Annotated in this window: 11 protein-coding genes and 1 pseudogene; 6 read left to right on the top strand and 6 right to left on the bottom strand. The window is 70.4% G+C overall.

The features are described 5' to 3' along the window. Positions 1 to 91: 91 nt before the first annotated feature. Both ACTWP8_RS15395 and ACTWP8_RS15400 read left to right on the top strand, forming a co-directional pair. Positions 92 to 532, top strand: a complete 441-nt coding sequence (locus ACTWP8_RS15395; RefSeq protein ID WP_443322719.1) for a hypothetical protein — start codon at positions 92 to 94, stop codon at positions 530 to 532. Further along, entirely contained in the window at positions 505 to 837 is a 333-nt protein-coding gene (locus ACTWP8_RS15400; protein WP_443322720.1) for a dihydrofolate reductase family protein, read from the top strand. The genes ACTWP8_RS15395 and ACTWP8_RS15400 overlap by 28 nt, the downstream gene beginning before the upstream one ends. Here the strand turns inward: ACTWP8_RS15400 and ACTWP8_RS15405 are convergent. The 6 genes and pseudogenes from ACTWP8_RS15405 to ACTWP8_RS15430 form a co-directional block, all read right to left on the bottom strand. Beyond that, positions 761 to 2,872 (bottom strand): P-loop NTPase fold protein, encoded by a 2,112-nt coding sequence (locus tag ACTWP8_RS15405; RefSeq protein ID WP_443322721.1) that lies wholly within the window; start codon positions 2,870 to 2,872, stop codon positions 761 to 763. The two genes, ACTWP8_RS15400 and ACTWP8_RS15405, sit on opposite strands and share 77 nt — an antisense overlap. A gap of 48 nt (positions 2,873 to 2,920) precedes the next feature. Further along, positions 2,921 to 3,196: a hypothetical protein gene (locus ACTWP8_RS15410; RefSeq protein ID WP_443322777.1), complete on the bottom strand. Its 276-nt coding sequence runs from the start codon at positions 3,194 to 3,196 to the stop codon at positions 2,921 to 2,923. After that, a pseudogene (locus tag ACTWP8_RS15415) lies at positions 3,196 to 3,317 on the bottom strand (ABC transporter); the annotation flags it as partial. The pseudogene ACTWP8_RS15415 and the gene ACTWP8_RS15410, both read right to left, overlap by 1 nt. Before the next feature lie 202 nt (positions 3,318 to 3,519). Further along, on the bottom strand, positions 3,520 to 4,248 hold the full coding sequence (locus ACTWP8_RS15420) for an SRPBCC family protein (RefSeq protein WP_443322722.1): 729 nt from the start codon (positions 4,246 to 4,248) through the stop codon (positions 3,520 to 3,522). A gap of 18 nt (positions 4,249 to 4,266) precedes the next feature. Beyond that, a complete protein-coding gene (locus tag ACTWP8_RS15425) occupies positions 4,267 to 4,812 on the bottom strand; it encodes a dihydrofolate reductase family protein (RefSeq protein ID WP_443322723.1) in 546 nt (181 codons plus the stop codon). After that, the gene (locus ACTWP8_RS15430) at positions 4,809 to 5,474 is read right to left on the bottom strand and encodes an ArsR/SmtB family transcription factor (protein WP_443322724.1); all 666 of its coding nucleotides are present in this window, start codon (positions 5,472 to 5,474) and stop codon (positions 4,809 to 4,811) included. Before ACTWP8_RS15430 ends, ACTWP8_RS15425 begins: the two co-directional genes overlap by 4 nt. Positions 5,475 to 6,152: 678 nt before the next feature. On the opposite strand from ACTWP8_RS15430, the gene ACTWP8_RS15435 reads away from it, so the two are divergent. The 4 genes from ACTWP8_RS15435 to ACTWP8_RS15450 all read left to right on the top strand — a co-directional run bounded on the left by ACTWP8_RS15435 (position 6,153) and on the right by ACTWP8_RS15450 (position 12,695). Continuing rightward, complete coding sequence (locus ACTWP8_RS15435) at positions 6,153 to 6,374, top strand: type A2 lantipeptide (RefSeq protein WP_443322725.1); 222 nt, start codon at positions 6,153 to 6,155, stop codon at positions 6,372 to 6,374. A gap of 219 nt (positions 6,375 to 6,593) precedes the next feature. Further along, positions 6,594 to 7,400, top strand: a complete 807-nt coding sequence (locus ACTWP8_RS15440; RefSeq protein ID WP_443322726.1) for an HlyD family efflux transporter periplasmic adaptor subunit — start codon at positions 6,594 to 6,596, stop codon at positions 7,398 to 7,400. Positions 7,401 to 7,432: 32 nt separating this feature from the next. Continuing rightward, positions 7,433 to 9,727, top strand: coding sequence for an NHLP family bacteriocin export ABC transporter peptidase/permease/ATPase subunit (locus ACTWP8_RS15445; RefSeq protein WP_443322772.1), 2,295 nt, complete (start codon positions 7,433 to 7,435; stop codon positions 9,725 to 9,727). Between the two features lie 109 nt (positions 9,728 to 9,836). Continuing rightward, positions 9,837 to 12,695, top strand: a complete 2,859-nt coding sequence (locus tag ACTWP8_RS15450; RefSeq protein ID WP_443322773.1) for an NHLP bacteriocin export ABC transporter permease/ATPase subunit — start codon at positions 9,837 to 9,839, stop codon at positions 12,693 to 12,695. Positions 12,696 to 12,727 lie beyond the last annotated feature (32 nt).

Genomic DNA, 12,727 nt, shown 5'->3' on the forward strand with positions numbered 1-12,727 from the left:
CATTGACGGGAGTGGACACGATCAATGGCGGCGGCTGGAGCCACATGAGAGGCACCCGGCGCGTGGGCGCCGGCACCGCAGGGAGCGCCCCATGAGCAAGGTCATCGCGGACATCTCGGTCTCGCTCGACGGATTCGTCGCGGGGCCCCATGACGGCCCCGGCAACCCCCTGGGCGACCGGGGCGACCGGCTGCACCAGTGGGTGTACGGGCTGGCGAGCTGGCGCGAGATGCACGGTCTGGAGGGCGGCGAGCGCAACCAGGACGCCGATCTCATGGGCGAGACGTGGTCCCGCACCGGGGCCTACGTGAGGGGCAAGCGCATGTTCGCCAGCGGCGAGGAGCCGTGGGGCGAGGAGCCGCCCTTCCGCGGCCCGGTGTTCGTCCTCACCCACACCCCCCCCGCGAGCCCCTGGTCAAGAAGGGCGGGACCACCTTCACCTTCGTCACCGACGGGGTCGAGAGCGCGCTTGCCCGGGCGAGGGAGGCCGCCGGCGGCCAGGACGTGGCCGTCGCGGGCGGCGGACAGGTGATCCAGCAGTTCGTGAAGGCCGGGCTCCTCGACGAGCTGCAGATCCACCTGGTCCCCGTACTGCTGGGCGGCCGGGGTGCGGCTGTTCGAGGACATGGGCCCGGAGACGATCGAGTTCGAGACCACCCGGGTCCTCGCCTCCACGGGAGTCACCCACCTCACGCTGCGCCCAGCGAAATGACCGCCCAGGCGCACCGGCCACGGCGGTGGCGTTCGCGGTGGCGGTCGCTCAACCGTCGGTGTCCGCCGGAGCCTTCAGTGCGGCGCGGCCGAGGAATTCCATCAGCGCCGTGGGGTCCTTGGTGATGAAGGCGCCGAGCTCTTCGGCCCTGGCCGTGCGATCGGGTGTGAGCCGGCCGGTGTAGAAGGCGGTCTGGCCGCGGTACCGGCCCGAATCGCGCAGCTGCTCAAGGTAGTTGAACCCGGCGCTGGGGTCGTCACCGCGGTGGATGTTCGAGATCAGGACGTTGACGTCGCGAGTGCGCAGGGCCTCCGTGGCCGAGGCCTCGTCCTCTACGACATGGACCGTCGCGGACAGCCGCTCCAGCTGCCGTACCAGGTACTGGTTGTTCTCGGGGTGGGGGTCGAGCCACAGGATGCGCAGCCTGGCGTAGTCCTCGCTCCGGGCGGTGACCGGTTGCGGCTGAGGCGGCTGCGCAACCGAAGGGGTACGGGGGCCCTGGGGGGCCGGCTGCGGGTAGGAGTAGGCATCCGGCGGGGCGGGGGCCTGCTGCGGCATGCCGTAGCCCGGCGGCATGCCATAGCCCGGCTGCGCGCCGTAGCCGTAGCCGCCTGCCGTCCCCGGGCTGTCCTGTCCGGCGGGCCGGCCCTGGGCCTGTCCCTGGGCCTGGGACGAGGGGCGGAGGGGCTGAGGCTGCTGCGCCTGCGGCGCGTACGGCACCCAGCTCTGCGGCTGCGCGGCCTGCCACGACGGAGGCAGTTCGCCCCATCGCGGCGGCGCCGTGGCCTGGGTGCCGCGCCGCAACTCCGCCCGCAGCGTCGCTGATTCCGGCAGCGCCTCGATGTCGGTCATCAGGGTGACGAAGCCCTGGTCGGTGGCGAGCTCGGCGAAGGCGGGTGGCACGGCGGCGTTCAGGTCCGCCAGCCGGTCCGGCCAGTCACGGGTGTCCAGAGGCTCCGGGACCGCCAGTTCGAGGCCCGCGAACAGATCGCCCACGCCCTGCCACCGGGGATCGTCCTCCGCGTCCACCGACGCGCCGAGACGGAGGATCGTACGCGCCTCCCGGTACCGCAGGAAGTCACCGATGAGGTCGCGGGTCGCGGGGCGGGTGGCGGCCCGGTGGAAGTCCGGATACAGGTGTTGCAGCAGGATCACCTGGATGAGGGCCTCGGCCCCGATCTCCTGCCAGCGCGCGTTGAGGTGGTATTCGAGGACGAAGCTGTTGATGAGCCGCTTGATCCGGCGCGGGTTGCGCCCGGTGCGCTCGGCCACGAGGGACACCAGCGAACCGCCGAGGAGCTGGTCGGTGCCCGATGCGCGGGCGTAGCCGAGGACGAGGCGCTCGGCCTGCTCGGCGTCCGGCGCGGGGATGCGGTAGCTGCTCTGGACGATCTTCTCGAGGTACTCGCCGGTGGCCGGCGGCCCGTCGGCGCCGGCCCCGAGGCCCGCGGACGCCAGCCGGGCCTGGTCGCATCCGAGGACGAACACCAGACCCGGCACGTCGAGATACACCTTGATCGCCTCGCACACGGCCTGGACGGTCGCGTCCTCGCAGCGGTCGAGGTCGTCGACCAAGACGACGAGCATGCGGCGGCCGCGCGGGCCGTCGGCCCACTCCGTGGCAAGGCTCTTGATGATCTCGCGGGACTCGTTCCGCGACTTGGCGTCACTGGCCATCCGCGACCACAGCTCGTCGACGGCCGGGCCGAGCCGGAAGAACATGCCGATCAGGCCGAGCGTGACGGCGCTCAGGAGGCGCAGCGCCCGGGGATGCTGCCGCACCCGGTTGGCCGCCCTGCGCAGGGCGTTGCGGTCGAACTTGTCCAGCACTGACTTGATCAGACCCTCGAGGGCGTCGTCGCCGTTCGAGGTCCACGCGTTGAACCACACGCACTCGATCGCCTGGTCGGCCGCGAGATCCGCCGCGACCTGGTGCATCAGGCTGCTCTTGCCCATCCCCCAGTCGGCGTCGAGGGCGAGTGTGAACGGCGTCGAGGAGCGCGACCTGCGGATCAGCGCGGCGAGCTCGGCGGCCCGCCCAGCGGTGCCCAGCAGATCGGACGCCGGATCGCCGCCGACGGGCTCGTCGTTGAGCAGCGCGAACGCCTGCACCAACTGATACGGCTGAAAGGGCCCTACCGGCACCACGGGCGCGGTCATCGCGCCATCGCCCTGCTCTCCTGCTCGGTCACGGGTACCAGGATGCCATCACAACTGCCCTGCGCAGCACGCCGATTGGGGGCCGCAGCAGTCGTACGGTCCAGCGCTCGGCGCCGCGGTAGAAGGCCGCCCGCGCCGCCGATGCCCGTGCCCACCGGTCAGGAATGAGGCGCGGGAGATCGCCATCGTGCGGAACCGGTTGACGATGCCTTCGGTCATGTCGACGCAGACGCCGACCGCGGTGGCCAGGGCTCCGGAGGTCGCGGCCATCAGGATGATGCCGGGGGCGACGTAGTCGATGTACTCGGTGTCGGCGACGGGCATGGCGCCCGGCGCTTCAGCTCGTCCGCGGTGCCTTCCGCGACCAGCTTGCCGTGGTCCAGGAGGCGATCCAGTCGGCGAGTTGGTCCGCCTCCTCCAGGTACTGCGTCGTCAGGAAGATCGTCCGATTCCAGGGGGGCGGTGAGTCGCTCGGCCAGGGCACGGGCTTCGTCTCCGCCCGCGTCTGCGGTGACCGCGAGCTCGTGCCGGAGGTTGTCGACGTAGGGAGTGAGGTCCATGGCGCCGTCATGGCACACGTGTGGCGCCATAACGAGCCGTCATGGCGTCACACATGTATGCAGGGTGCGTCTCGGGGCCTGGGCGGTTCAGCTGAACAGGCCCGTGAGCCAGCTCTGCCAGGCGTGCTCGGTCCTCTTCTGGTCGGCGTCGGCGGCGAATTGATGCACCGCGATGCCGACCGGGGCCCCGAAGGCATTCCTGCCGAAGAAGCGGTACAGCGCGTCGTCACTGCGCAGCCCGATGAAGTACGGGTTGCGGTAGTCGACCACGGCGTCGAACGCCTCGGTCCCCGGCACCTCGACCCGTACCCGGGCACCCTCCGCGGCGTCGTCCGCCAGCCCGAGTGCGCGGCCCACGACCTCGAACGCGCCGACCCGGCTGGACGCCTCGGGGCCCTCGGCGGCGGAGTACGTCGCGGCGCGGCCGGGGAAGTGCTCCAAGTACTGCCGGAGGGTGTGCAGGTAGAAGTCGGTGTGCTTGTTCGCGCCGTCGTACTGGTTGTCCCAGTCGTCCACGAAGATGCCGCTGTGCACGTAGCGCACCCAGGAGCCGCCGCCCTCGCGCGGTTCGATGACGTGGTCCAGCTGGTTGAGCGTCTGGCCCTCCGCGCCCTCCGGGCTCTCGACGCGCCCGGTGAGATGCCGCGGCGGATCCCAGGCGGTGACGGTGCCGCCGAAGGGAGCGGCGCCGCCCTCCCGCGGCTCGTACTCCATCGGCCACAGCCAGCCCGCCGTGCCGGTGGTGATCGCCTCCCAGACCTGCTCCGGGCTCGCGTCGACCTCGAACTCCCGGACGATCTCGAATTCCTTGGACATGGTGTTCTCCGTACGGTGTCAGGCGCGTGCGGGCGCGTAGATGAGGTGGTGGACGCCCGAGCCGAACATCCGGGACGAGACGACCTCGAGCGGCGTCGTGTCCAGGCCGTCCTGGAAGAGACGCTTTCCGCTACCCACGATGACGGGGTCGATCAGCAGCTCGATCTCGTCGACGAGCCCCTCGCGCAGCAGCCACTGGACGAGCGTGGCGCTCCCCATGACGGTGATGTTCTTGCCGTCCTGCCGCTTGAGTGCGGAGATCTCGTCGGCGATGTTCTCGCTGATGACCGTCGAGTTGTTCCACTCGGCCTTGTCGAGGGTCGTCGAGACGACGTACTTGGCGACGCTGTTCATGTGGTCGGCGCCGGGCGCGTCCGGCATGCCGGGCCAGGCGGCCGCGAACCCCTCGTACGTCGTACGCCCGATCAACAGGGCGTCGGACGCGGCCATCTGGCCGGCGACCGTGGCCGACATGTCGTCGTCGAAGTACGGGCCGTGCCACTCGTTGGGCGACTCCATGACGCCGTCGGCGGTCAGGAATTCGGTGATGACGAGCTTCCTCATGGCGATTCCTCGGCGGTGACGGCCCGCTGCGCCACGGCAGCCGGCTCGGTGGTGGTGGTTGCAGTCGCGTTTGTGGTGCGGGGCTTGACCGTGGGGTGGACGGCGACGACGATCCGGTGATCGCGGCCGCCCTCCGCGGTCTCGTCGTGATACTTGGCGATGAGGGCGCCGACGCCGCGCGTCAACTCTTCGACGAACGCGGCCCGGTCGGCGGCGGAGGCGAAGCGCACCTCGCCGTCGAGCGCGTAGGTCGCCAGCCGCTTGCGCGCCTTGGCCGCGCCCGTGATCAAGGTGCCCACGTCGCGAACGAGACGGGCGGCGACCGCGAGCAGCCAGCGCGCCGAAAGCTGGTCGCGGAAGCGGCCCGGGTCGGGCTCCACCGCGGCCAGGGCCACGGGGGAGATCACATACGAGGCCGCGGTGGCCCGCATCAGGCGCTCCGTGACGTTACCCTTCCTGCGCTCGCCGACCAGCTCGACCAGACCGTGCCGCTCCAGCGCCTTGAGGTGGTAGTTCACCTTCTGCCGCGCCAGGCCGACGCGGGTGGCCAGCATCGCCGCGGATGCGGGCTCCGCAGCCAGCTCGGCGAGCAGGCGGGCGCGTATCGGGTCCAGCGAGACCTCGGCAGCCGCCGGGTCCTCGATCACTGTCACGTCCAACATGAGCCCACCCTCCCACCGAAAACTTTTCTTGTCCAGACCTATCTTCTTGTCGGTCTCATGCGTGGGGGTGGGGGACCTGGCGGGCCGTTTGTCACGTTGGGTCGACGCTCGCAATACGCTGCGTAAGGGGCAGTCGTATTCGGGTACATGCGGTTTTTTCGCTGACCACGGCATTTTCCCGAACTACGCGATGGGCTGCAGAAAAGGCCCCCGTTATCGGACGCGCGCAGCCGGGCCATCCGTCGGTGCCGAATGCTTTGTTCAGGAAATCTGCACACGGCGGTCGCAGTTGGGGCGCGGCGCCGGACTGGGAACTCGCTTCACCGTTCGCCTGCCAGGACTTTGGCGCGGGTATGTCCCATTGGGGTCGAGGGATGCGCGTGGCCAGGAGAATTGACCCGAGGGGCATACGGCGGGCCATGTGAAGGAGTCGTCACCATCCGGTGCGCGAAGCTGCACGTCAGCACGGTGAAGTGGCGAAACGTCCGCCGGTTCTGCGGCTGTTCGGCTGGCCGTTCGGCCCGTCGGCGTGCTTTCATCTTGCGCCATACGGGAGTTGTAAAAATGGTTCCCGAATCTCGGGTACCAGAACGACCGTTGACGCGGCCGGATCGCTTGTCGCAGACCCGTCCGTTCCCCCCTCGGAAACACCCAGAGCAATGAAGGGAAACGCAAGGCATGCGTAACGACTTCACCCCCCAGGTCGAGACCCGCGAGATTGCCGACAGCGACCTCGACAGCATTTCCGGTGGTGTTCTCGGCTCGGTCGTCGGGGACGCCACGAGCACCGTGCACTCCGGTCTGCCGAACGCCACGGATGCCGCCGCCGGTGTCACCGGCCTCGCCGCGGAGGTCACCGGCGTGAACACCGCCCCGGTCACCGGTATCGCCGGTCTCTGACGGACGTTCGCGGCCAGGCCTGACAGCCAGGCGCGCTACCCGGCCCCGCGACACATCTGAATCCCCGTAGGGTCGGCCATGAACCCCGGAGCTGAACGTTCCGGGGTTCATGGATGTCGTCGATCGACGGCCACGGGCTGATATCCGCGCACGTCAATGCCCGTGTTACGGTCGGCCCGTTCCGCCTGACCGAGCGAATGCAGTTGAAGGAATAGTTCCGTGCAGTTCCGGCAGAAGGCGCTCTCCAAGCTCCAATCGCCCGAAGAGCTCGATCTGCCGGTGCGCTTCGCCCGCCCGCAGGGCCGCCTCGTCCTGACCGTCACCGCCGCCGTCATGGCCGTTGCGTGCTTCTGGGCCGTGACCGGAACCGTGTCGTCCAAGCTGAGCGCACCCGGAATCCTCACCCGCGCGGAAGGCAGTTACGTCCTGCAGAGCCCGGTAGCGGGTCAGGTCACCGCAGTCCTCGCCGAAGAGGGCGACATGCTGTCCGAGGGCGCACCCCTGCTGCGCGTCAGCACCCAGCAGGGGAACCGGGCCGTACGCGCGGTGGCCGCGGGCCGGGTGACCACGCTGGTGGCCAAGATCGGCGCCGTGGTCACCACGGGAGCTGATGTGGCGACCGTGGAGCGCATCGGCAACGCCGGTGATCCGCTGGTCGCGATGCTGTACGTACCGGGTGGCAGCGGATCGGCGGTGCCCGTCGGAGCTTCGGTGGACCTGACCGTCCAGTCCGTGCCGACGCAGCAGTTCGGGGTGTTGCGCGGCCGGGTCAAGGCAGTCGGCCGGGCGCCCCAGACGCGGCAGCAGATCGCCGGCTTCCTCGGGGACAGCCAGTTGGGCGAGCAGTTCTCGGAGAAGGGCCAGCCGGTCGCGGTCATGGTGCAGTTGGACCGGTCGAGCGGCACGAAGTCCGGCTACGCGTGGTCGTCGGCGGAAGGGCCCCCGTACGCGATCGAGTCCACGACGCTGGTCAGCGGCGCCATTCATCTGGCCGCGCAGCGCCCGGTCGATTGGCTCCTCCCGTGACCGCGGAGCAGGGTCCCGCCACGGCGCAGTCCCTGCCGCCCGAGGGTCGGGGGAGGCACCGTCCGCCCCCGAAGGCAACGAAGGCAACAAAGGCAACGAAGGCAACAAAGGCCCCGAAGGGCGGGCGGCACCGCCCGGCCCGGACGAGGCCCGAGCCCGCGCCGAAGGGCCGTAGGCAGAAGACCGTACGCAGCCCCACCGTGCTCCAGATGGAGGCGGTGGAGTGCGGCGCCGCCTCGCTGGCCATGGTCCTCGGCCACTACGGCAGGCATGTCCCCCTCGAGGAACTGCGGATCGCCTGTGGGGTGTCGCGCGACGGCTCCCGGGCCGGCAACCTGCTCAAGGCGGCGCGCGGCTACGGCCTGCGGGCCAAAGGCATGCAGATGGAACCGGCCGCTCTGGCGGAGGTCCGGCCGCCGGCCATCCTCTTCTGGGAGTTCAACCACTACGTCGTCTACGACGGGATGGGGCGGCGCTTCGGCCGGCGGGGCGTGCACATCAACGATCCGGGCAAGGGCCGCCGGTTCGTCTCGATGGAGGACTTCGACACCAGCTTCACCGGCGTCGTGCTGACCTTCGAGCCCGACGACGGGTTCCGCCGGGGCGGCCGTAAGCCGGGGATCCTGGGCGCCATGCCGGCGCGGCTGCGCGGCACGACCGGCACGATGCTCGCCGCGGTGATCGCCAGCCTCCTGCTCGTCGTCGTCGGCGCGGCGGTACCGGCGCTGAGCCGCACGTACATCGACATGTTCCTGATCGGGAACCAGACGTCGCTGCTGGGCGTGCTCTTCGCGTCGATGGGCACCGCGGTGGTGCTCACCGCCGCGCTGACCGCTCTGCAGCAGGCGAATCTGCTGCGCGGGCGCATCATCTCGTCCACGCTGAGCAGCGCCCGGTTCCTGCGCCATCTGCTCAGGCTGCCGGTCACCTTCTTCGCCCAGCGCAACCCGGCCGACCTCGTACAGCGCCTGCAGTCCAACGACACGGTGGCCGAAACCCTGGCGAGGGACGTCGCCACCGCGGGCGTGGACACCGTGGTCGTGATCCTCTACGCCGTCCTGCTGTGGACCTACGACCCGCAGCTGACCGTCATCGGCGTGCTGATCGCGCTGCTCAACGTGGCCGCGATGCGCGTGGTGGTCCGTATCCGTGCCACCGGCACCCAGAAGCTGCGCGCGGACAGCGCCCGGCTGACGAACACTTCCTACAGCGGTCTCCAGCTCATCGAGACGATGAAAGCGACCGGAGGCGAGAACGGCTACTTCCGCCGCTGGGCAGGGCAGCACGCGACCACTCTGGACGTACAGCAGCGGCTCGGCGTGCCGAGCGCGGCGCTGGCCGTCGTCGCGCCCACCCTCGCGGCCCTCAACAGCGCGATGATCCTGCTGATCGGCGGCCTACGGGCGGTGGAGGGCCATATCTCGATCGGACTGCTCGTCGCCTTCCAGGCACTGGTGACCAGCTTCACCGCGCCGATCACCCGGCTGAACGGGGTGGCGGGCCGGATCCAGGACTTCGCGGCCGACGTGGCGCGGCTGAAGGACGTCGAGAGCTTCCCGGTCGACCGGCTGTACTCGCGGCGGGAGCCGGCCGCGAGCACCCGCAGGCTCAAGGGGCATGTGTCGCTGGAGCACGTCACGTTCGGATACAGCCCGCTCGACAAGCCGCTGCTCACCGACTTCTCGCTGTCGGTCGGGCCGGGTCGGCAGGTCGCGCTCGTCGGCGGGTCCGGCAGCGGCAAGTCCACCGTCTCCCGGCTCATTTCCGGTCTCTACAGCCCGTGGGAGGGCGCGATCCGGATTGACGGGCAGCGGCTCGAGGAGATCCCGCGCGGCGCGCTGGCCGCCTCGGTGTCGTTCGTCGACCAGGACGTCTTCCTTTTCGAGGGCACCGTCCGCGACAACGTGGCCCTGTGGGACCCCTCGATACCGGACGAGGCCGTCATCGCGGCCCTCAATGACGCCGCCCTGCACGACGTGGTCGCCCGGCGACCCGGCGGCATCCACAGCCGGGTGGAGCAGGACGGCCGTAACTTCTCCGGTGGCCAGCGGCAGCGTCTTGAGATCGCCCGGGCGCTGGTCCGCCGGCCCAGCATCCTGGTCCTCGATGAGGTGACCAGCGCCCTGGACGCGGAGACCGAGCAGGTCATCATCGACAATCTGCGGCGCCGCGGCTGTGCCTGTGTCGTGATCGCCCACCGGCTCAGCACGGTGCGCGACAGCGACGAGATCGTCGTGCTGGACCACGGAACAGTCGTGGAGCGCGGGCGGCACGAGGAGCTGGTCGCGGCCGGGGGAGCGTACGCCGAGCTGGTCAAGGAGCACTGAGGTGGCATCCGTTCACCAACCGGCGGCCGCCACCGGAGCGGAGCCGTACGACGATGGGGGCACTCCCCCAGCTACCGCTGGGGGTGCCCCCACCCATGCCCTTGAGGTTATGGGGGAACTGGGCAGCCTGGGCGAACCGGTCGACTGCACCGGTGTGCGCAGCCTGCCGCTGGAGGGCCCGCACGTCCTCTGGCTCGTCGTGGACGGCGCGCTGGACCTGTTCGCGGTCGACGCGGGCCAGCAGGGGCACTGGCACTTCCTCGGCCGGCTCGAACCCGGAACTCTCCTGCTGGGGCCGGTCGAAGGCCCTCAGCACACTCTGGTCGGCAGGCCTCTGCGGGGGTGCGCGCTGCGCCGGATCCAGCTCCGGGAGCTGTTCCGGCCCGAGTACGGCGAGGGGTACGGCTACGCGGACGGCGAGGGATACGGGTACGCGTACGGCGGCCCGTACGCGTACCACAGCCCCGAAGGTCACCTCGGCCCGCTGGAGGACGCATTCGCCCACGGCATCGGACGCAGCCTGCGCGTCCTGTTCGAGGCCCCGCTGGACGGTCGGCCCGGCCAGGCCCCGGCCACGGACGGACCGGCGCCCGCATCCGCGCCGGCCGACGACGACATCGTGTGGATGCAAGTGGCGCCCGGCAGCGTGCAGTACGGCGCCGCCTACAGCGCGGACGCGGCCGCCGACCTGCTCATCGACGGCGCCATGTGGCAGCGCATGGTCGACCAGCAGTACCGGCTTCTGTGCGCGCTGGACCGTTGGATAGAACAGCTCGAGCGCGCTCACGAGGACCGGACCGCGGCCGGCATCGAGGCCGGTGAAGCGGTGCGCGCGCAGGCGGATCAGGCGCTGCTCGCCTCCATCGGCAGGTCGGGGAAGGCCGCCGCCCGCGACGCCGGGGGAACCGACGACGCCACACTCGCCGTCTGCCGCGCGGTCGCAGACGCGGCCGGGATCACGCTCTCGGCGCCCGCGGAGGGCGGCTCGCTGATCGGCCGGATGAATCCGGTCGAGCGCATCGCGCTCAGCTCACGGATCCGTACCCGCGTGGTCAAGCTCGGCGGGCGCTGGTGGCGGGAGAACAGCGGCCCGCTCGTGGGCCACCGGGCGGAGACCGGGGCCCCGGTCGCACTGCTGTGGCGCCGGGGCAGGTACGAGGCGGTGGATCCGGTCACCGGCGAGCGGCAGAGAATCGGGAAGGCGGAGGCGGGGGAGTTCGAGCCGCGCGGCGTCATGTTCTACCGTCCGCTGCCCGAGCGGCCGATGAGCGCCTGGCGGCTGCTGCGCTTCGGCCTCCGCGGCACCGGGACGGACCTGCGCAGTCTGGCCCTCGGCGGACTGGTCGCGGTCGGCCTCGGCGCGCTGGTGCCGATCGCCACCGGACAGGTGCTCGGCGTCTACGTACCGAACGCCGAGAACGGTCTCATCGTCCAGGCAGCCCTGGCCATCGTCGCCACCAGCATCGTCGCCGCCGCGTTCATGCTGCTGCAGAACATCTCCATCCTGCGGATGGAGGGGCGCGTCGAGAGCACGCTGCAACCGGCCGTCTGGGACCGGCTGCTGCGCCTGCCGACGAGGTTCTTCGCCGAGCGCTCGACCGGAGAGCTGGCCAGCGCGGCCATGGGGATCAGCACCATCCGCCGCGTCATGTCCGGCATCAGCTCGGTGGCCGTGCAGGCGGGCACGGTCGCCGCGGTGAACCTCGTACTGCTGCTGTGTTACAGCATCCCGCTGGCGCTCATGGCGATCGGCATGCTGACCGTCATCGCCTCGGTGTTCCTCGGGCTCGGGCTGTGGCAGCTGCGCTGGCAGCGCCGCTTGATCAAGCTCGGCAACAAGCTCAACAACCAGGCCTTCCAGACCCTGCGCGGGCTGCCCAAACTGCGTGTCGCCGCGGCCGAGAGCTTTGCGTACGCGGCCTGGGCGCGGGAGTTCGCCCGCAGCCGCGAACTCCAGCAGCGGGTGGGCCGGATCAAGAACCTGATCACGGTCTTCAACGCGGTCTATCTGCCGCTCTGCATGCTCCTGATGTTCATGCTGCTCGCGGGACCGGCCCGCGGGAGCCTGTCGGCGAGCGGCTTCCTCACCTTCAACTCCGCGGTGACGATGATGCTCACCTCGGTGACGCAGCTCACCGGCGCGCTCATCTCGGCCGCCTCCGTCCTGCCGATGTTCGAGCAGATCAAGCCGGTGCTCGACGAGGCTCCCGAGGTGCGCGGAGGGAGTGCCAAGACCGGCACGCTGTCCGGCGAGATCGAGGCCAGGCAACTGTCGTACAGATACGCCGAGGACGGGCCGCTGGTGCTCGACAACGTCTCCTTCCAGGTGAGGCCGGGCGAGTTCCTCGCGGTCGTCGGGGCCAGCGGCTGCGGCAAGTCGACCCTGCTCCGGCTGCTCATCGGCTTCGACCGGCCGGCCTCGGGCGGCGTGCTCTACGACGGCCAGGACCTGGCAGCCCTCGACCAGGCCGCCGTGCGCCGCCAGTGCGGGGTCGTCCTGCAGAACGCCCAGCCGATCACCGGCTCGATCCTGGACTGCATCTGCGGCGCCGAGATGTTCTCGCTCGAAGAGGCGTGGGAGGCCGCGGAGATGGCCGGCCTGGCCGAGGACATCAAGCGCATGCCGATGGGCATGCACACCATGCTCTCCGACGGCGGCGGCACCGTCTCCGGCGGGCAGCGCCAGCGCCTGATGATCGCCCAGGCCCTCATCCGTCGCCCGCGCATCCTGTTCTTCGACGAAGCCACCAGCGCGCTGGACAACGAGACCCAGCGCATCGTGATCGAGAGCACCCGCAAGCTGCGCTCCACCCGCATCGTGATCGCCCACCGGCTCTCCACCGTCATGGACGCGGACCGGGTGATCGTGATGTCGGACGGCCGCGTCGCCCAGCAGGGCCCGCCCGCAGAACTGCTCGCCGACACGGGCGGGTTGTTCCACGAGCTCGTACGCCGTCAGATCCGGTGAGGGGGCGGCGGTGCAGCGGCTTCGCCGAGCGG

The sequence above is a fragment of the Streptomyces sp. 7N604 genome, assembly GCF_052245475.1.
In the GTDB taxonomy this organism is placed as follows: domain Bacteria; phylum Actinomycetota; class Actinomycetes; order Streptomycetales; family Streptomycetaceae; genus Streptomyces.